This window comes from Snodgrassella sp. B3800, from assembly GCF_026535865.1.
GTDB lineage: Bacteria > Pseudomonadota > Gammaproteobacteria > Burkholderiales > Neisseriaceae > Snodgrassella > Snodgrassella alvi_E.
In genome coordinates this window covers 21,826-40,687 of sequence record NZ_JAFNPH010000009.1, presented here as the reverse complement: position 1 = coordinate 40,687, position 18,862 = coordinate 21,826, and the positions used below count along the sequence as shown (strand labels likewise).

Annotated in this window: 19 protein-coding genes; 12 read left to right on the top strand and 7 right to left on the bottom strand. The window is 44.8% G+C overall.

The genetic code is table 11. From position 1 onward, the window contains the following. Positions 1 to 160: 160 nt before the first annotated feature. Positions 161 to 1,084, bottom strand: coding sequence for a Rossmann-like and DUF2520 domain-containing protein (locus J3U64_RS09540; protein WP_267409066.1), 924 nt, complete (start codon positions 1,082 to 1,084; stop codon positions 161 to 163). A gap of 134 nt (positions 1,085 to 1,218) precedes the next feature. On the opposite strand from J3U64_RS09540, the gene minC reads away from it, so the two are divergent. The 5 genes from minC to dtd all read left to right on the top strand — a co-directional run bounded on the left by minC (position 1,219) and on the right by dtd (position 4,655). Then, entirely contained in the window at positions 1,219 to 1,959 is a 741-nt protein-coding gene (minC, locus tag J3U64_RS09535) for a septum site-determining protein MinC (protein WP_267391986.1), read from the top strand. 81 nt (positions 1,960 to 2,040) lie between these two features. Beyond that, positions 2,041 to 2,856, top strand: coding sequence for a septum site-determining protein MinD (gene minD, locus J3U64_RS09530; protein ID WP_100140915.1), 816 nt, complete (start codon positions 2,041 to 2,043; stop codon positions 2,854 to 2,856). Positions 2,857 to 2,859: 3 nt separating this feature from the next. Next, positions 2,860 to 3,129, top strand: a complete 270-nt coding sequence (minE, locus tag J3U64_RS09525) for a cell division topological specificity factor MinE (RefSeq protein ID WP_100140914.1) — start codon at positions 2,860 to 2,862, stop codon at positions 3,127 to 3,129. After that, entirely contained in the window at positions 3,126 to 4,052 is a 927-nt protein-coding gene (locus J3U64_RS09520) for a hydrogen peroxide-inducible genes activator (protein WP_100140913.1), read from the top strand. The genes minE and J3U64_RS09520 overlap by 4 nt, the downstream gene beginning before the upstream one ends. Positions 4,053 to 4,220: 168 nt before the next feature. Continuing rightward, positions 4,221 to 4,655: a D-aminoacyl-tRNA deacylase gene (gene dtd, locus J3U64_RS09515; protein WP_267391985.1), complete on the top strand. Its 435-nt coding sequence runs from the start codon at positions 4,221 to 4,223 to the stop codon at positions 4,653 to 4,655. Between the two features lie 43 nt (positions 4,656 to 4,698). On the opposite strand, the gene J3U64_RS09510 is transcribed toward dtd, so the two are convergent. The 4 genes from J3U64_RS09510 to J3U64_RS09495 all read right to left on the bottom strand — a co-directional run bounded on the left by J3U64_RS09510 (position 4,699) and on the right by J3U64_RS09495 (position 8,540). Next, positions 4,699 to 5,337 (bottom strand): hypothetical protein, encoded by a 639-nt coding sequence (locus J3U64_RS09510; protein ID WP_267391984.1) that lies wholly within the window; start codon positions 5,335 to 5,337, stop codon positions 4,699 to 4,701. Positions 5,338 to 5,582: 245 nt separating this feature from the next. Next, positions 5,583 to 6,143, bottom strand: a complete 561-nt coding sequence (locus J3U64_RS09505) for a DNA-3-methyladenine glycosylase I (protein WP_323811404.1) — start codon at positions 6,141 to 6,143, stop codon at positions 5,583 to 5,585. Between the two features lie 53 nt (positions 6,144 to 6,196). Further along, positions 6,197 to 6,763 (bottom strand): TMEM165/GDT1 family protein, encoded by a 567-nt coding sequence (locus tag J3U64_RS09500; RefSeq protein ID WP_267391990.1) that lies wholly within the window; start codon positions 6,761 to 6,763, stop codon positions 6,197 to 6,199. Positions 6,764 to 7,082: 319 nt separating this feature from the next. Continuing rightward, complete coding sequence (locus J3U64_RS09495; RefSeq protein ID WP_267391989.1) at positions 7,083 to 8,540, bottom strand: DASS family sodium-coupled anion symporter; 1,458 nt, start codon at positions 8,538 to 8,540, stop codon at positions 7,083 to 7,085. Positions 8,541 to 8,935: 395 nt separating this feature from the next. Between J3U64_RS09495 and dnaK the strand changes: the two genes are divergently transcribed. From dnaK to J3U64_RS09475, 4 genes are all read left to right on the top strand, one after another. Next, positions 8,936 to 10,870 (top strand): molecular chaperone DnaK, encoded by a 1,935-nt coding sequence (dnaK, locus tag J3U64_RS09490; protein WP_267409065.1) that lies wholly within the window; start codon positions 8,936 to 8,938, stop codon positions 10,868 to 10,870. A 304-nt stretch (positions 10,871 to 11,174) separates the two neighbouring features. After that, positions 11,175 to 11,348 (top strand): hypothetical protein, encoded by a 174-nt coding sequence (locus J3U64_RS09485; RefSeq protein WP_267409064.1) that lies wholly within the window; start codon positions 11,175 to 11,177, stop codon positions 11,346 to 11,348. An 85-nt stretch (positions 11,349 to 11,433) separates the two neighbouring features. Further along, the gene (locus J3U64_RS09480; RefSeq protein ID WP_267409063.1) at positions 11,434 to 12,603 is read left to right on the top strand and encodes an alpha-hydroxy acid oxidase; all 1,170 of its coding nucleotides are present in this window, start codon (positions 11,434 to 11,436) and stop codon (positions 12,601 to 12,603) included. 176 nt (positions 12,604 to 12,779) lie between these two features. Further along, a complete protein-coding gene (locus J3U64_RS09475) occupies positions 12,780 to 15,059 on the top strand; it encodes a Tex family protein (protein ID WP_267409062.1) in 2,280 nt (759 codons plus the stop codon). A gap of 80 nt (positions 15,060 to 15,139) precedes the next feature. Here the strand turns inward: J3U64_RS09475 and J3U64_RS09470 are convergent, their stop codons facing one another. Both J3U64_RS09470 and budA read right to left on the bottom strand, forming a co-directional pair. Further along, positions 15,140 to 15,574, bottom strand: a complete 435-nt coding sequence (locus J3U64_RS09470; protein WP_267409061.1) for a hypothetical protein — start codon at positions 15,572 to 15,574, stop codon at positions 15,140 to 15,142. 107 nt (positions 15,575 to 15,681) lie between these two features. Further along, positions 15,682 to 16,383 carry an acetolactate decarboxylase gene (gene budA, locus J3U64_RS09465; protein WP_267409060.1) on the bottom strand — a complete coding sequence of 234 codons (702 nt, stop codon included), beginning with the start codon at positions 16,381 to 16,383 and terminating at the stop codon, positions 15,682 to 15,684. Between the two features lie 626 nt (positions 16,384 to 17,009). On the opposite strand from budA, the gene J3U64_RS09460 reads away from it, so the two are divergent. The 3 genes from J3U64_RS09460 (at position 17,010) to J3U64_RS09450 (ending at position 18,837) form a co-directional block, all read left to right on the top strand. Then, complete coding sequence (locus J3U64_RS09460; RefSeq protein ID WP_267409059.1) at positions 17,010 to 17,333, top strand: YnfA family protein; 324 nt, start codon at positions 17,010 to 17,012, stop codon at positions 17,331 to 17,333. A 119-nt stretch (positions 17,334 to 17,452) separates the two neighbouring features. Next, positions 17,453 to 18,613, top strand: coding sequence for an MFS transporter (locus J3U64_RS09455; protein WP_100156103.1), 1,161 nt, complete (start codon positions 17,453 to 17,455; stop codon positions 18,611 to 18,613). Positions 18,614 to 18,630: 17 nt separating this feature from the next. After that, entirely contained in the window at positions 18,631 to 18,837 is a 207-nt protein-coding gene (locus tag J3U64_RS09450) for a cyanate hydratase (protein ID WP_267409058.1), read from the top strand. The last annotated feature ends 25 nt before the right edge of the window (positions 18,838 to 18,862 follow it).

Sequence of the window (18,862 nt, the reverse complement as noted above, 5' to 3'; positions counted from 1 at the left end):
TCTCAGCGAAGAAGGCGAACTATACGCCCCTACATCCACCCTGTCAACTACTTCCTCCTCTTATTTTTATACAATCCACCAAACCACTGTTCTAATAAGGTTTATTTTTACCGCTCTCGCCTCGGTTATTGGTCTTCATTCAGTCATTTAACTCAATCCCTCACTTCTTATGACTCTTATCTTGCTTCGTTTGCGTTGGTGAGATGATTTGTAATATTTGCTGACGCTTTTCTTGGCTTAATTTGGTCAAATCTAATGTCTGCTTGGCGAGTACACTATATATCTCCTGCTCTGTTGTGTTTAATGCCTGCCAATGTTTTGCGATTGTGGTGCTATCGCCACGTTTTATTGGCCCTGTAAGGGCTTCTTCCGGAACCATTGTTTGTAGTTGGTTTAGATTTTGCTGCATGAGCTGATTTACCAGTCGTTCAGCCAGGCTTTTCGGTATAGACAAAGAAGTAAGTATATTACGTGCATATGCATTTAAGGTAACTAGAAAATTAGCACTGGCTGATAGTGCGGTGTGATAGCGGCTTTTCTGGTTTGCATCAATAATAAAGCTATTTAATTTTGCAGCCTGAGCCAGTTGTTGCAGTATAGGTAAAGCAACTTTATCGCCTTCTATGGCGCACATGTGTCCGGCTAATTGATTTAAGGCTATTTCGATTGAGGCAAAAGGAAATACCGGATGCAGGGAGCCTGCCAGTACTTTATTTTGGTTTGATTTTAATATTTTGCTGTCTAATGCACCGCTTAGGTGAATAACTAATGAATTGGGTGTTAGGCAATGATTTTGTTGAATTTGCCAGCTTATTTTTTCGATAGCCTGATCGCTGACACCTATAACATAAATATCAGCTGGCGGTAGATTGCTCAATTCTTGGCATAGTTGAACAGAAGGTATATGGTTTTTAAGATTTTGCGCTGTAGTGAAGCTGCGATTCCATGCTGCCTGTATATTTATTTGCTTGCTCTGATGCCAGATGATGGCGAGGCTGGAGGCTACTTTACCGGTACCGATGATATTTACACGCAGTTGGGATGACATATTGAGTTGTGGTTGAATGGTGGGGATATTGGTCATTATGGGTTTTATAGGGTTGATTAGGTAATTATTTTGCTGAAGGATATGAGTTGTAATTGAAGCCGCTTAACCAAAACGGTACACTTCGGTACTTACTCTTTATTCTAATCATAATTTTTTGGGCAAACACGTTAATGAAACCAGCTTTTAATGTGAAATCCGCGCGTCTAGATACTTTGTCGGTACAGTTGCTGACAGATGACCTGACTTTGATTAACCATGAATTAAAGCAACGTGCAGAGCGTTTTGGTAATTTGCGTAATATGCCTTTTACACTTGATCTGCACAATCTTGCCAATCCGGCAACATTGGACTTGGCTAAAATTGTGGCACTGTTTTCACGTTATCATTTGCGTATTATTGCTATCCGTCATTCTGATGCAGCCTGGGTCAGCTTAGCCAAACAACATAATATAGCTTTCAGTATTTTACCGGAAGAACAGGCTAACAGTAGGGTTAAAGCTGTGGCTGATGCGCTGGTTCAGCCTTCTGCCGATGTTAATGACAAAATAAATTCTTCAGTTGCTGCAAGTGCTCTGCCTACGTTGGTCATTGATCGCACCATAAGAACTGGTCAGCAAGTATATGCGGAAAAATCAGATTTGATTGTTCTGGGTTTGGTCAGTGAAGGGGCGGAAATCATTGCTGATGGCAATATTCATATTTATGGTCCTTTACGCGGACGAGCTCTGGCCGGTGCGGCGGGGAATAAGGAAACACGTATTTTTGCTCAGTCTATGCAAGCTGAGCTGGTATCTGTGGCCGGTATTTATCGTATTTTTGACCAGCAGTTGCCGGCGCATCTGGATCGCCATCCGGTACAGATTTTCCTGCAAAATGACCGGCTGGTACTCAGTGCGATTCAGGCGCATTAGTTAATTCAGGGACACGCATCGGTGTGTGGCTGATTTGTGAATGTTTTGTAGATTCGTTTATATAACAAAAGGAATTTAATTGTGGCAAAGATTATTGTGGTGACGTCAGGTAAGGGCGGCGTGGGTAAAACCACGACCAGTGCCAGTATTGCAACTGGACTGGCTTTAGCCGGCCATAAAACTGCGGTAATTGATTTTGATGTGGGTTTGCGTAATCTGGATTTGATTATGGGTTGTGAGCGCCGAGTGGTTTATGACCTAATTAATGTTATTCAGGATGAAGCTACGCTGAATCAGGCATTAATCAAGGATAAACACTGTGATAATCTTTATGTGTTACCTGCTTCGCAAACTCGTGATAAGGATGCACTGACCCGTGATGGGGTGGAAAAGGTGCTGAAGGATTTAACAACGAAGATGGGTTTCGAATATGTGGTTTGTGACTCACCGGCAGGCATTGAGCAGGGTGCGTTGATGGCCTTGTATTTTGCGGATGAGGCAATTGTTACCACTAACCCAGAAATTTCCAGTGTGCGTGATTCTGACCGTATTCTGGGTATTTTGTCGAGCAAATCCAGACGAGCTGAAACCAACAGTGAACCGGTAAAAGAACATTTGCTGATTACGCGCTATTCACCTGAACGTGTAGACAAAGGTGAGATGCTGTCTGTACAAGATATTCAGGATATTTTACGTATTCCGCTGATTGGTGTGATTCCAGAATCCCAGAACGTATTGCAGGCTTCTAATTCTGGCACGCCGGTAATTTTGCAGGAAAATTCGGTAGTGGCGGAAGCTTATAAAGATGTTGTTGCGCGCCTGCTGGGTGAAGACCGTCCAATCCGCTTTGTGGATGCTGAGAAAAAAGGCTTTCTCAAGCGTCTGTTCGGAGGTTAAGACATGTCTATAATGGATTTTCTTTTTGGCAAAAAGCAGCAATCCGCTCAGACAGCGCGTGACCGTTTGCAGATTATTATTGCGCAGGAACGCGCTACTCAGACTCCGGATTATTTGCCTACGCTGCAAAAGGAACTGTTGCAAGTACTTTCAAAGTATGTCCATGTTTCTTTAGACGATATTCATATTTCTCAAGAAAAGAAAGATGGTATGGATGTCTTGGCACTTAATATTACTTTACCGGAAACAGGAAAGAAAAAGGCCAGTGAATGACGCTGACTGAATTGCGCTATATTGTGGCTGTTGCTCAGGAAAAACATTTTGGGCGTGCTGCCCAGCGATGTTTTGTTAGCCAGCCTACTTTATCTATTGCAATTAAGAAGCTGGAAGAAGAGCTGGGGCTGACTTTATTTGACCGCAGTAGTAATGAGGTAATGACAACTGATGCTGGTCAGCGCATTGTGCTTCAGGCTCGCCGTGTGCTTGAGGAGGCTGACCGCATTAAGTTGATGGCCAATCAGGAGCAAAGTGAGCTTGAAGGAATTTTCAAACTAGGGCTGATATTCACTATTGCTCCCTATTTGCTTCCAAAGCTGATTTTATCTCTACGTCAGCTGGCGCCAGAAATGCCTTTACAGCTGGATGAAAATTATACGGATGTTTTAAAAGAATCGCTTAAGCGAGGCGATTTGGATGCGATTGTTGTTGCAGAACCGTTTCAGGAAAACGGTTTGCAAACGATACCGCTTTATGATGAACCTTTTTTTGTTATTGTGCCTAAGGGTCATGCATTTGAGCATTTGGACGAGGTAACGCCGAAACAGCTGGGTGAAGAACGGGTGTTGCTGCTGACTGAGGGTAACTGTATGCGTGATAATGTGCTGGATAGTTGTCAGGAACTGGCTTCGCGCCAGAAAATTCTGGGCCTATCGAACAGTATTCAGGGCAGCTCTATTAATACCATCCGGCATATGGTGGCCAGCGGTTTGGGTATCAGTGTGATGCCAGCGACTGCTTTAACGGATAATGATCATTTATTATTCAGCATTATTCCTTTTTCAAAACCGACACCTGAGCGAAGAGTGGTACTGGCTTCACGTCGTAATTTTGTCCGGCCTAAGGCTTTACGTATTATCAAATCAGCTATCCTGTCTTCGCAGTTAACCGGCGTGAAGTTTATCCATGATGTGGATTAATATCTCGCTTTTATGAAAAACGTCTGTGTCTAAGCAGGCGTTTTTTCATTAGTCAGTTTGATTATCAGTCTTTTTCAAAATGGATAATTTGGTCTATAGCTATGGTTTGTTTTAGCAGATAAACCTGAAGCGTTTGAATGAGACATTTAGATTTTAAAGGAATTTTGCATGATTGCTTTAATACAACGCGTTAAGCAAGCTAATGTGGAAGTAAATGGCGAAACAGTTGGTCAGATAAAACAGGGATTACTGATTTTATTAGGTGTTGAACAGGGAGACGATACACAAAAGGCTGAACGTCTTTGCGATAAGGTACTTGGTTACCGTGTTTTCAGTGATCAGGATAATAAAATGAATCTGAATGTTAGGCAGATAGGCGGGCAAGTATTGGTGGTATCACAATTTACACTGGCTGCAGACACTAAAAAAGGCACCAGACCTAGCTTTACTAGAGGTGCTGCGCCGGCTGCAGCAGAACGCTTGTATGATTATTTCGTTGAATTGTGTCAAAGGCAGATTTCCACTGAAACCGGTATTTTTGCAGCCAATATGCAGGTCTCTTTGGTAAATGATGGACCGGTAACTTTCTGGCTTCAGGTTTGATAATTTTCTACGATTGTTTTTGCTATTTTGTAATCAGTGATATTTAATACCGGTTTAATTCCTGCCTGAGTACGCGGATATTGGCCTGCCTATCATTAACATTCTGCTGCCAACGCTGAATCTGAACGGCGATACCTTGTTTTTGCGCTTGACGCAGTTGCTGTTGTGCAGCAGCCAGTGCCCGCTGTTCACTGACGATATCACGTTGTACAAGCTGTTTCGGTGTTGGCTTGGGTACGATGATTATTTTGGCTGGGACGGTAGGTTGGGTATTCTTGATTTTAGGTGATGCTTCTGACTTCGGCATTTGCTGACGCAGTAGAATACCGATTTTAGGAGCTGGAGGGGTTTTCATTAGGTCGCCATCACGTCCGAATTCAGCGCTGTACCATAACCGCTGTAACTGTTCTAAACCAGGTGCATTCTGATTTTCTAATGAATATTTTTTTAAATTGTCACCATCGGTAGGCGGATGTTTGGCTATCTGGCAGTGCACGTCTAAAGGTTTAGTTGTGTAACTGACATGGTTATTGGCCAATGGACATGCATACCATGTCACTTGTGTCGGTTCGCTAGCGGTAACATTGGCAGTTGAATTATCTTCAGCCCAAGCTAGATTTAAATATGTTGACAATAGTATGCCGATACTGAGATGGAGGCTGAGTTTGAACTTGTTTTGCATGGCTAAGGCTCATTGCGTCTAATCTGAATCAAACACCCTAAACAAGTTTGTATCACATTTATTCTGCTTTTGGTATTTAATTCCAAATTATACCTGTATGGTATCTGGATATAATTTTGTAACAAATTATTGATGTATCTTTGCTTCCTTTAATTTTATTATACCAAAAACATAATTATCATGTTTCTTGTTGCGGTGGAATCTGGTACTTTCTATTGTTTGATAATGTATTTGAGTAGCGGTTTTTAATGTTGGGCGCAAAAACAGCCTTGCAGATGATCATTAACTAGTCCCATTGATTGCATAAATGCATAACAAGTGGTGGGACCGACAAAACTAAAACCGCGTTTTTTCAGCGCTTTTGACATGGCCGTACTTATTTTTGTCTGAGTCGGCACTTCGGATAAATGCGAATAATGATTGATAATCGGCTGATGATTGACAAACGACCAGATAAAATTAGCAAAATCTTCTCCCTGTTCTTGCATGGAAAGATAGGCATGCGCATTATGGATAATTGCCTGTAATTTGCCCGGATGGCGTATCAGTCCCGGATTTTGGAGTAATGGCTCAATATCATTGATGGTTATAATTTTTTGCGGATTGAAATCATAAAAGCAACGCCGGTATTCAGCACGTTTTTTTAATACCGTTATCCATGATAGTCCGGCCTGCTGGCCTTCTAGACAGATTTTTTCAAACAATTTTTGGCCGTCTTTCTGCACATGCCCCCATTCATTATCATGGTACTGCTGATATAGTGGATCAGCGTTGACCCATTCACATCTTGTTATTTGTTTTTGCATTTTATGTTTGGCACTGGATTGAAGGAATTAATCTGTCTGAACATTTATGATATTTAGTTTAAGTATGTCTGAATGAGTGTCACGATGCCTAATAGACAGAACAAGACGCAGGCACCTATGCGGATGCGGTTTAAGGGCAATCGTTGCATGAGCCAATTACCAAAAAATATGACTGGAACATTTGCCAACAATAAGCCTGCTGTACTGCCCATAACTACAGAAAATAAATCCCGATACTGTGCTGCCAGCAATATGGTAGCAATTTGGGTTTTATCCCCTACTTCAGCCAGAAAAAACAAAACAGATGTAGCCACAAACGGCCCGTAGCGCATGAATCGGGTATCTACACCATCATCCTTATCTGGTTTTAATAGCCACAATCCCACGACTAAGAAACTGATACCGACTACCCAGCCCATTAACTGCGGGGTAAAAAATCGTGCGACTTCTACGCCAAACCATGCTGAAACAACGTGATTAAGTAATGTGGCACATAACATACCAGCAATAATGGCATATTTACGCGCAAAGCGGGTAGCCAAAAATAATGTCAGTAATTGAGTTTTATCGCCAATCTCAGCCAATGCAACAGGAACAACGGAAGAAAGAAAAGCATGAATCATTATGAGATACCGTAGGCGGGCATAGACAAAAGACACGATAAAACGCCCGCCATTGCAGTTTTATCCTGTCTCAAGTCTCGTTAATCCACCATCTGGTTAGACGTTACGACCATACAGCAAATGCTGCAAATATGTTGATCGTAACCACAGGTATTGGAGATATTACCTGTGAAACTACTCCCTTAAGGCACTGCATCATAACCGAATCCGGACGATATTAACAAGCGAATTTCTGAATTGACGCATTAAATTTGATTTTAAACAATAAAACAGGCTGCCAAACCTTTTGGCAGCCTGCTGCTGTGAAGATAACAGATTAATAGTAACCCAAAACTTTCCACCAAACTCCGCCAATTACAACGAAGATAGCAAGTTCAATCACGCTCATGATGAAACCAATTTTCCACCATTCACCTAGGGTCACAAAGCCGGAACCGAATACTACAGGTGAGGTACCGGTGGCGTAATGAGTCAGGGTCATCATAATGCTGGAAGCAGCAGCCATCATCAGCGCAAACAGCATGGGCGGCGCACCCAATGCCAGACCAGCTGAGTAAAAGGCGGCAAACATAGCGGTAATATGAGCCGTGGTGCTGGCAAACATATAATGTGCATACATATACGCCAGTAATAATAGTGTACAGGCACCCATCCAGCCCATACCCAGACTACCAATACTGCTTTCCAGTACCCCGGAGAACCATGTAATCAGTCCCAGTTTATTCAGGAACGTTGCCATCATTACCAATGCAGCAAACCAAGTGATGGTATCCCACGCACTTTTTTCTTTCAGGATGTCATCCCAGCTCAATACGCCGGTTAAAAGAAGAAGCGACAAACCGATAAACGCGGTGGTGGTCGGATCTACCGCAAAGGATTTACCGAACAGCATGGCCGGAATACCTGCCCACAGAATCAGCAATACCGCAAAAATACCCAGCATGATTTTTTCATCACGTGTCATCGGGCCCTGTTCTTTCAAACGCTCTTTGGCAAAAGCCACTGCATTCGGAGTGTGCTTGATTTCAGGCGGATACAACCAGTAGATAATCAGTGGCATCAAGAACATCGCTACTAAACCGGGTACCAGCATGGCCAGCGCCCAAGTACCCCAAGAAAGATGAATATCGCTGTTGGTGGCTTTGGCTACCAGATCCACAATCAAAGGATTGGGTGCTGTAGCGGTAATAAACATAATTGAACTGATGGGATTAGCGTGGTAATTTACCAATGCCAGAAATTTACCCATGCGTTTTTCGGTGCCCTTTTCAGGGTCTGAATCATAGCTGGATGCTATAGATTTCATGATTGGGTGAATGATACCACCACCACGGGCTGTATTACTGGGGGTTACTGGAGCCAATAATAGTTCCACCACTGCCAGACTATAGGCCACACCCAGGGTACGTTTACCCCACAAGCCGATAAACAGGTAACCAACACGAGCGCCCAAACCAGTTTTCAGCAAACCACGAGAAATCATGATTGCTACGCCAATCAGCCAGATAAGTGGATTACCAAAGCTGCTTAAAGCATCATTCATGGCTTTGCTGGGTGTGTCTGCAGTAACACCAGTTACGGCTACCAGCATAATAGCGATGATAGACAGCGCACCAATGGGCATAGCTTTGCCGATAATAGCTGCAATCACACCAACAAACATAGCCAGCAAATGCCAAGCTTGAGGAGAAACCCCTTCTGGTACCGGGATGGCAAACCAGACTATCAGGCCGATTAACAGCGCTACGGCAGCGGGAATGGGCTTGAACCCAATTTTGACAGGCATACAACTTACTCCTAATCATGAAGAAATAGATACAGCCAGACAGAAATCATTAATGTCTTGAGTGATTGTAAACTCATATTGAAAAACACCGTCTGACATAGCGCAAATTAGTATCAGACGGCATCGACAAAAGCAGGATGATTTTACTGTTTAAGCCTGAATGAATATAACATACAACCATGTAAGCAAACGCTATTGATATTAAAGCAGACATTAGGGGTGCAATAATTTGGATAAAATTTGCAAAACTATGCTTGAAATCGTATCAGGTATACCCATTTACGATTCATTAGCAATAGTATAACGGTGGTTTCATACTGCCTATTTGCAACTGTAAGATAATGCTGCAAATCACGAAATTAAATAATTAGGAGATTTTAAATATGGCAAAAGTAATCGGTATTGATTTGGGTACGACCAACTCATGTGTTGCCATTTCAGAAGGTGGCCAGACAAAAGTAATTGAAAATGCGGAAGGTGCACGTACCACACCTTCTATTGTGGCTTATCTGGACGACAATGAAATTCTGGTTGGTGCACCTGCCAAACGTCAGGCAGTCACCAACCCTAAAAATACTATTTATGCAGTAAAACGTCTGATTGGACGTAAATTCGACGATGCTGAAGTACAGCGCGATATCAAATCCATGCCGTTCCAGATTGTTAAAGCCAATAACAACGATGCATGGGTGGAAGCACATGGTGAAAAACTGTCTCCTCCGCAGGTTTCTGCTGAAGTACTGCGTAAAATGAAAAAAGCAGCCGAAGATTATCTCGGTGAAAAGGTTACTGAAGCTGTTATCACTGTGCCAGCCTATTTTAACGACAGTCAGCGTCAGGCTACCAAGGATGCCGGCCGTATTGCTGGTCTGGATGTAAAACGCATTATCAACGAACCTACAGCTGCTGCTCTGGCCTTTGGTATGGACAAAGGCGAAAAAGGCGACCGTAAAATTGCCGTTTACGACTTGGGTGGCGGTACTTTCGATATTTCCATTATTGAAATTGCCGAAATTGATGGCGACAAACAGTTTGAAGTACTGGCTACCAATGGCGATACCTTCCTTGGTGGTGAAGATTTCGATCAACGTTTGATTAACTACATCATCGATGAATTCAAAAAAGATCAGGGTATCGACCTGAAAAATGATGTAATGGCATTGCAACGTCTGAAAGAAGCCGCTGAAAAAGCCAAAATTGAACTTTCCAGTGGACAACAAACTGAAATCAACCTGCCTTACATCACCATGGATGCGACTGGCCCGAAACATCTGGCCATGAAAATCACCCGTGCCAAATTTGAAAGTCTGGTTGAAGATCTGATTACCCGTTCTATCGAACCTTGCCGTACTGCCATCAAGGATGCTGGTTTAAGTGTGAACGACATTAACGATGTGATTTTGGTAGGTGGCCAGAGCCGCATGCCGAAAGTACAGGAAGCTGTAAAAGATTTCTTTGGTAAAGAACCACGTCGCGACGTTAACCCTGATGAAGCAGTGGCTGTTGGTGCAGCAATTCAAGGGGCAGTACTGGCCGGTGACCGTAGCGACGTATTGCTGCTGGACGTAACCCCGCTGTCTTTGGGTATCGAAACCATGGGCGGTGTGATGACCAAGCTCATCAATAAAAACACCACTATTCCGACCAAAGCAACTCAGACATTCTCTACTGCTGAAGACAATCAAAGTGCTGTAACCATTCATGTATTGCAGGGTGAACGTGAACGTGCTTCTGCTAATAAGAGTCTGGGACAGTTTAATCTGGGCGACATTCCGCCGGCTCCACGCGGTGTACCACAAGTAGAAGTAACTTTCGATATCGATGCTAACGGTATTTTGCATGTTTCTGCCAAAGATAAAGGTACAGGTAAAGAAGCTAACATTACTATTCAAGCTTCATCTGGATTGAGCGAAGAAGAAATCGAACGCATGGTAAAAGATGCAGAGGCCAATGCAGAAGAAGACCGCAAACTGGCTGAACTGGTAAGCAGTCGCAATCAGGCCGAAGCTCTGATTCACTCCGTGCAGAAATCTTTGAGCGAATACGGTGATAAACTTGATGCAGCTGAAAAAGAAAAAATCGAAGCAGCCATTAAGGAAGCTGAAGAAGCTGTTAAAGGCGAAGACAAAGCTGCAATTGATGCTAAATCAGAAGCACTGGGTTCAGCCAGCCAGAAGCTGGGCGAAATGATGTATGCTCAGGCTCAGTCAGAAAGCCAACAGGCTGGAGCACAAGCTGATCAGGCTCAAAGCAAAGGTAACGATGATGTTGTTGATGCTGAATTTGAAGAAGTAAAAGATAAAGAGAAAAAAGACTAAGTTTTTCCTTTAAAATAAAACCCCGCTAACAAGCGGGGTTTTATTTTAGGCGCGTCAAGGAAGAGAAAGTCTTTTTACTGAGAATAATATTGCTCACAAGCTGAATTTGGATATTAAGAGGAGTATAAATAATTATGCAGGCATACGTTCTGGCTACTAACAAAATGTTGCTTTACTCTTCAGATTTTGGTTAACCTAGCAAATACCCTGCGTGATTGTAAAAAAAACAGACATGTCTGTGAAACGGCCGTTACAATAAGTACATTAATTATTGACTATAAATATATTTCTACCGGAGTAAAAGATGAACTTTTATATTTTGCTTATCCTGCTGGGCGTTTGCTGTGCCATTTTAACAGCCGGATTTTGCGGACGTTCTCAGCGCTGGGGACCGTGGACTATGCTGGCAGGCATCAGCTGTCTGCTGATTCTGATTATGTTGATGATTTATAAATTGTCCCGTGTTGTCGGTTTGTAACTTACTGGTGTTCAGTCCGTAAGATTCAGGCGAAAATTCAGGATAATAATTACATTTACCAAAAAACTGAAAATTAGGTATCTACATGCAAAACAAATTAAGCAAAATAACCTGTATTGAAGATTTGCGCAAAGTGGCCAAGCGCAAAGTACCGAAAATGTTTTACGACTACGCCGATACTGGTTCATGGACAGAAACTACCTATCATGCCAATACCACCGATTTTCAGCCGATTAAGCTGCGTCAGCGTGTACTAACTGATATGACCGGCCGTACACTGGAAACTACTATGGTAGGGCAAAAAGTGAAAATGCCGGTTGCAATCGCTCCTACTGGCCTGACTGGTATGCAGCATGCCGACGGAGAAATTCTGGCGGCGCGCGCTGCTGAAAAATTCGGGGTCCCATTCACTCTATCCACTATGTCGGTCTGCTCCATTGAAGATGTAGCAGAAAACACCAGCACTCCTTTCTGGTTTCAATTGTATGTAATGCGCGACCGCGAATTTATGCGCGACCTTATTCGCCGTGCTCAGGCTGCCAATTGCTCTGCTCTGGTCGTTACTGCTGATTTACAGGTAATGGGGCAGCGCCATAAAGACATTAAAAATGGCCTATCTACCCCCCCCAAACCCACTTTGCGCAACTGGATTAATCTGGCCACAAAACCGGAATGGTGTCTGGCTATGCTTAATACCCAACGCCGGACTTTCCGCAATATTGTTGGTCACTGTAAAGGCGTAGCTGACATGTCTTCACTGGCTTCATGGACAAGCGAACAATTCGATCCGCGTCTAAGCTGGAAAGACATTGAAGAAATCAAGAATTTATGGGGCGGTAAATTGATTATCAAAGGGATACTGGATGCTGACGATGCTGAAATGGCAGTCAAATCCGGTGCTGATGCAATCGTGGTATCTAATCATGGCGGTCGCCAGCTAGATGGCGCTCCCTCTACCATTCACGCTTTACCCAATATCATCTCTGCCGTGGGCAACGACATCGAAGTATGGCTAGACAGTGGTATCCGTACAGGTCAGGATGTATTAAAGGCCATGGCCATGGGTGCCAAAGGTACACTGATCGGCCGTGCCTTTCTGTATGGCCTGGGTGCATATGGTGAGGACGGCGTAAGACGCGCTCTCGAAATCATCTACAACGAATTAGATACCACCATGGCTTTTACCGGCCACACCGATATCAAAAAAGTTAATACCGATATCCTGATACCCGGCACTTATCCTGTTGCCAGTTAATTCTGCTTAAATGAGCAAGTTTAAGGCTATTTGTCTATGACAAATAGCCTTTTCTGCTGTTACAGATAAATCAATCTATGTTTATCACCATTCTGCCGCCATACAAACAAGCAGCAACAGGTGACAAAGCCACAACAGGCGGCTATGCTTGCATTTTTATTGCTCTATAGGTTGTTATGAACATCACTGAGAAAATTGCTGACGAACTGAATGTAGCTGCGGCACGAATTCAGGCTGCGATTGACCTACTGGATGATGGTGCCACTGTACCGTTTGTAGCCCGCTACCGCAAAGAGGCCACTGGAGGACTAGATGATACGCAATTGCGCACCCTTGCCGAACGCCTTCAGTACCTGCGCGAATTGCAGGAACGCAAGCAGACTGTCCTGTCCAGTATCGAAGAACAAGGAAAACTCACTGATGAGCTGCGGCAAAGTATTGCTGCAGTAGATAACAAAACCGCGCTGGAAGATATTTATCTGCCCTACAAACCCAAACGCCGTACCAAAGCACAAATTGCGCGAGAACACGGACTGGCACCACTGGCCGAAGCTCTGCTCAATCAGCCGCAGCTGAATCCAGAAGCAGAGGCGCAAAACTATCTGAATGAAAATGTAGCCGATAGCAAAGCTGCACTAGACGGTGCGCGTGCCATACTGATGGAGCAGTTTGCCGAAGATGCTACGCTAATTGGCCATCTGCGCGATAAACTGTGGCGAGAAGGTGAAATCCACGCCACCGTACTCGAAGGACAGGAAAGCGCTGGCGAAAAATTCAAAGATTATTTTAATCACCGCGAACCGATACACAGTATGCCCAGCCACCGCGCATTAGCTGTTTTACGCGGACGCAATGAAGGCATACTGGCACTAAACCTAAAATATCAACCGGACGATAAACCAGTCGGCGAACAAAGTATTTACGAACAGTTGATTGCCGAGCAATTTGGTATCGCTGACAATGGCCGCCCTGCCGACCGTTGGCTGCGCGACACCGTACGCCTGAGCTGGCGCGCCAAAATCTTCCTATCGCTGGAATTGGACGCCCTCAACCGGCTAAAAGAAAATGCTGACCAGGCTGCCATCAGCGTATTTGCGCAAAACCTCAAGGATTTACTGTTGGCAGCTCCGGCAGGTCGTCTCACCACCATTGGCCTCGATCCCGGTATCCGTACTGGCGTTAAAGTCGCGGTAGTAGATGATACCGGCAAACTACTGGAAACCGCCACCATCTATCCCCATCAGCCCCGTAACGACTGGCAGGGTGCCCTCAACACCTTGATGCATCTGGTTAAACAGCATAATGTACAACTGATTGCTATTGGGAATGGCACCGCCAGCCGCGAAACCGACAAATTAGCAGGCGAACTGATACGCGCCTTGTCCGACCGCAAACTACAAAAAATTGTTGTCTCCGAAGCCGGCGCTTCTGTCTATTCCGCTTCCGCACTGGCTGCCAAAGAGTTTCCTGAGCTGGATGTTAGTCTGCGCGGTGCCATATCCATTGCCCGTCGCCTGCAAGACCCGTTGGCCGAATTGGTGAAAATTGACCCCAAATCCATCGGTGTGGGCCAGTATCAGCATGATGTGAATCAGACCCAGCTAGCCAGAAGTCTAGATGCCGTAGTTGAAGACTGTGTGAATGCCGTTGGCGTAGATGTTAACACCGCTTCCGTAGCATTGTTGGCGCACATTTCTGGCCTCAACAGCACGCTGGCGCAGAATATTGTCACCTATCGCGACCAGAATGGCGCCTTTGCAAATCGTCGCACTCTGATGAACGTACCGCGTCTGGGCAGCAAAACTTTTGAACAGGCAGCCGGTTTTCTGAGAATTCAGGGTGGTGATGAACCACTTGACGCAAGCGCCGTACACCCAGAAAGCTATCCCATCGTTGCCAAAATGCTCCAAACCACGCACCTGCGTGCCGAAGAACTCATTGGCAACCGCAGCGTCCTCAAAACCTTGAAACCGAGCGATTATATCGACAGCCACGTTGGTCTGCCGACCATCAACGATATTCTTGCTGAGCTAGAAAAACCTGGCCGCGACCCACGCGGCGAATTTCAGACTGCCACCTTTGCCGACGGTATTGAAGACATAACCGACCTTAAAAGCGGCATGATACTTGAAGGTGTAGTTAGCAACGTAGCTGCATTCGGTGCATTTGTTGATATCGGCGTACATCAGGACGGTCTCGTCCATGTTTCAGCACTGGCCAACCGCTATGTTGCCGACCCGCGTGACGTTGTGAAAGCCGGCGATGTGGTAAAAGTAAAAGTTGTCGAAGTCGATGTCGCACGTAAACGCATTGCTTTATCCATGCGCCTAAACGACGAAACCAAACCAGCAGCATCCAGAAGTGACCGCCCACGCAGACAACAAGACAAAACCGGACATAACAGCGGCATCACAGATAATGCCATGGCCGCAGCATTTGCCCGCCTGAAACAATAGCTGGCGCACCAATATAACCCATATAACAACAGGGGGGTTGATACCCCCCCTTATTTTGTAGCCTAGCCAGCAATGCAGAACTAGCGACAATCTTTACCAGACAAAGTGATGCTTTGCTGTGAATGATCCTGAAACGTATACACATAAACAAAATCAAATCCACCCAACAGCATTCGCCGTGTCAGAGGCTGACGACAGCTGTGCATGAGCTCTTTTTTCACAGAATCAACATTAAAATTATCTCGCTTACGCTTTTCGTCCAGCATCGTATATGAATAATAAATCGTGTGATTATGGCGTACAGCTGCATTAAACCTTATCTGCTTATGCTGCTGTGGCAATTTTTTTTGCAACACCATCAGCTGCTGATCAACAGAAGTAGTTAATGCTGGATCGATTACCAGCGGCATATGCCGCGGCTGGCTGGCGGCAGAAGCTTCCACAGCATCCACAGCTTGCTGATGGCAACCTCCCAGCAGACACATATAAAACAGCCCGCAAATTATTTTTTTCATAGTACGCTTTCCGTAGTGGCAAATTCGTTATCCGGCTGTACGAACACTAGCACCGCCTCTCCCCTATAATTGATTGGATAACGAAAAAACAGTGTAGCACGTCCGCGCTAATTTTCTACTTGTTTAATCACCTGATTCAAATCGTCCATATTTAGGTTTTTACGCAGATACTCCTCGCTCTGGGGCAATGCAATTTCTATTGACTGCTTACGTTCAAACGCCAGCTCCGCTTTGGCAGCACGAAAATCAATCACATGTCCACCTAGTTTGCGTGTGGTATCAATAAAATGCAAATGGAAGCCGGCTACCGACAGCTCCTTGAAAAACTCCGGCGTCCAGAACCCAATCAGCGAACCGCTGACAGCCTCCACTGTATCCACCACCTGTTGCTTAAACACCTCAACCACAGACGGATAGGGTTTCTGCTGCGCATACGGGCGGCGGATTTTCAGTTCATCAAAACGGGCATTGATTCTCACCGCAACAAACACATTATCCATAGGCAAATAGTTGGACAGATGGGTATACAGATTGTCTTTACAGATATCCACCACATCTACCACCTTGTCTGGTTGAAACGTGGTAACCTGCACAAATGGCAACAGCTCTTCATCGCCCATCACCTTTACCGCTTTATCGCCATCAGCCTCCAGAAAATCCTGATCAATGATTACCTCACCTGCTAACGCGTGCGAGCAACCCAGACCAAAATTGCCATATTTTTTTACCTCCCCAACCGCAAATACCCCATCGAACAAGCCTGCCATCAAAGCATTAATCGTAGAAAACTGCCGGATTTCTTTTTGCATGTATATTCTCCTACATAATTTATTTACATATTAATTAATTGTATTCCATTTAGCAGTTTATAGCTAATATCAGCCATCAAGCATATGTCGAAAAAATGAATTATCAATAAATCAATCTACATAGATTTTTTCCTTAAGTACGCTCTTCAATATTTTTCGGCAGATTAGTTTGCTTTACGAAGGGAGCAGCCATTAACAACGCTATCAAATATCAGACTACCAGCATCACAATAACAACATCACCTGCATGATTGCAAAACGCCTCTGTCCGGTATGTTTCATCGAACCAGCGGATAGAAAGTACAAATATTCAGTATTTATGAACTGGCCTCCATCAACTATGATTGTTAGCCTACACCCACTAATTTCGATACAAACATCAAAATCATCTGTAAACCACTGCTTGATCATCAGCAATTGTCCAAACACGAGCACTAGTCACCACACTCACCGGCAACCTAAACAGAAGCATTAACTGTATTTAGCCTAAACTCGCCCACACAGCATAAACATATTGTCATAATATCTTTTTCAAAAATGGAAAATATTGGCGGTTTTATTTTCATAGATTGTTCTTAACGAATATTGATAGTATCTGGAACAATTAATTTAATTTTGGTGTAGCAATGAAAACCTTTATTTATTTTTTTCTCGCCGCTAATGCTGAAATCAGTGGCTGTTTTTCTTTCTGGGCATGGCAACGTATGGGTAAATCTGCATGGTGGACATTACCGGGCACATTATCGCTGCTGCTATTTGCATGGCTGCTCACTTTGGTAGAAAGCAATATTGCCGGCCGAGCCTATGCAGTATATGGTGGTATCTACATCTGCTCATCACTGCTGTGGTCATGGATAGTAGAAAAATCCATGCCAGATAAATGGGACATCAGCGGCGCACTGGTATGCCTCCTCGGCGCTGCCATGATATTGATGGCACCACACAGCTAAGATTGTAATTCATAATTTATTCAGACAGATTATCCCGTAATAAAGCATGGAAAGTGACAAGTAGGCAGGCTACGTCTAAACTTGTACTTTAGCTGAACAGACAATGGCTGTAGATAATTATGCTACTAAAAAGTTTACTTTCGCTGTCATTAGGTACTTTTGCGCTGGGCATGGCAGAATTCAGTATGATGGGTATTTTGCCGGATGTAGCTGCTACTTTGCATATCAGCATTGCACAGGGCGGGCATTTTATCGCTGCTTATGCGATCGGTGTATGCTGCGGTGCATGGCTGCTGGTATTAAGTTACCGCCTACCGCCGAAAACTATTTTGCTGTCACTGTCGGTACTGATTGCCATCGGCAATCTGCTGGCATCCATTGCACCCGGCTATAACACGCTGCTCGTAGCGCGTTTTATTTCCGGCCTACCGCATGGAGCGTATTTTGGTATCGGCTCGATTGTTGCCACTAAACTGGCGCCACCTGGCCGTTCCGCGCAGGCTGTAGCGATGATGATTGCGGGTATGACGGTTGCCAATCTACTTGGCGTACCCGTAGGCACATGGCTAAGTCTGCATTTAAGCTGGCGGCTGGTATTTGCTTTGGTAGCCGTGGTGGCAATTGTGCTAATTTTTACCTTACAGCGTTTTATTCCGCAGATGGAACGGCTACCTGATACCGGCATTCTGGGGCAATTCCGTTTCCTGAAATCAGCCGCACCATGGTTGATCTTAGCGGCTACCACCTTTGGTAATGGCGGCATTTTTTGCTGGTTCAGCTATATCCGTCCCTTATTAACACAGGTATCCGGTTTCAATGGCAATCAGGTCAGCCTACTAATGGTACTGGCTGGTGCCGGTATGGTAGCAGGAAACTGGTGTGGCGGCCGTCTGGCGGATCGCTATACCCCCGGCCAGGTAGCTGCCAGTTTGCAAGGGCTGGCCGCAGTGTCATTGTTACTGATTTTTGTGTGTTCATCTGTCGGCTGGCTGTCGGCCACACTGATGTGTGTATGCACATTCTGTCTGTTTGCAGTATCAGCACCACAACAGCTCCTATTGCTGCGCTTTTCGCCCGGTGGTGCGCTACTGGGTGCAGCCAGCGTACAGATGGCGTTTAATCTAGGAAATGCCATTGGTTCATACAGTGGCGGCGTGGCCATCAGCCATCAATGGGGTTATCAGTATCCGGCACTGCTCGGGGTACCGTTAACTTTAATCGGCTGTGCCTGCCTACTGTGGTTTCACCGTCGCTACGAAAGTCAAGGACGAGCAATCTGAAGCATACGGAGGTAATGATGAGCGATACAATACCGGAAAATATCCAGCAACGCCTGCAACTGGCAATTAAACATGGTAATCAGGCCGAGCAGCAGCGTCTGTGGCATGAGTACAGTAGTCTACAGGGCTTTAGCAACGAGTGGGTCATGTCAGCACGACTGGGTCAGGACGGCTATACGGAGGAACAGGCACATATGGTAGCCTGTCTATTTGGCCGTTGTTAGCATGCACAATGACACAACAGGAATA

Bases quoted from the DNA above. Each gene is read 5' to 3' on its own strand.
- minC (WP_267391986.1), top strand. From the start codon at position 1,219: ATGAAACCAGCTTTTAATGTGAAATCCGCGCGTCTAGATACTTTGTCG.
- J3U64_RS09485 (WP_267409064.1), top strand. From the start codon at position 11,175: ATGAACTTTTATATTTTGCTTATCCTGCTGGGCGTTTGCTGTGCCATT.
- dnaK (WP_267409065.1), top strand. From the start codon at position 8,936: ATGGCAAAAGTAATCGGTATTGATTTGGGTACGACCAACTCATGTGTT.
- J3U64_RS09475 (WP_267409062.1), top strand. From the start codon at position 12,780: ATGAACATCACTGAGAAAATTGCTGACGAACTGAATGTAGCTGCGGCA.
- J3U64_RS09520 (WP_100140913.1), top strand. From the start codon at position 3,126: ATGACGCTGACTGAATTGCGCTATATTGTGGCTGTTGCTCAGGAAAAA.
- J3U64_RS09510 (WP_267391984.1), bottom strand. From the start codon at position 5,337: ATGCAAAACAAGTTCAAACTCAGCCTCCATCTCAGTATCGGCATACTA.
- minE (WP_100140914.1), top strand. From the start codon at position 2,860: ATGTCTATAATGGATTTTCTTTTTGGCAAAAAGCAGCAATCCGCTCAG.
- J3U64_RS09460 (WP_267409059.1), top strand. From the start codon at position 17,010: ATGAAAACCTTTATTTATTTTTTTCTCGCCGCTAATGCTGAAATCAGT.
- J3U64_RS09505 (WP_323811404.1), bottom strand. From the start codon at position 6,143: ATGCAAAAACAAATAACAAGATGTGAATGGGTCAACGCTGATCCACTA.
- budA (WP_267409060.1), bottom strand. From the start codon at position 16,383: ATGCAAAAAGAAATCCGGCAGTTTTCTACGATTAATGCTTTGATGGCA.
- J3U64_RS09455 (WP_100156103.1), top strand. From the start codon at position 17,453: ATGCTACTAAAAAGTTTACTTTCGCTGTCATTAGGTACTTTTGCGCTG.
- dtd (WP_267391985.1), top strand. From the start codon at position 4,221: ATGATTGCTTTAATACAACGCGTTAAGCAAGCTAATGTGGAAGTAAAT.
- J3U64_RS09540 (WP_267409066.1), bottom strand. From the start codon at position 1,084: ATGACCAATATCCCCACCATTCAACCACAACTCAATATGTCATCCCAA.
- J3U64_RS09480 (WP_267409063.1), top strand. From the start codon at position 11,434: ATGCAAAACAAATTAAGCAAAATAACCTGTATTGAAGATTTGCGCAAA.
- J3U64_RS09450 (WP_267409058.1), top strand. From the start codon at position 18,631: ATGAGCGATACAATACCGGAAAATATCCAGCAACGCCTGCAACTGGCA.
- J3U64_RS09470 (WP_267409061.1), bottom strand. From the start codon at position 15,574: ATGAAAAAAATAATTTGCGGGCTGTTTTATATGTGTCTGCTGGGAGGT.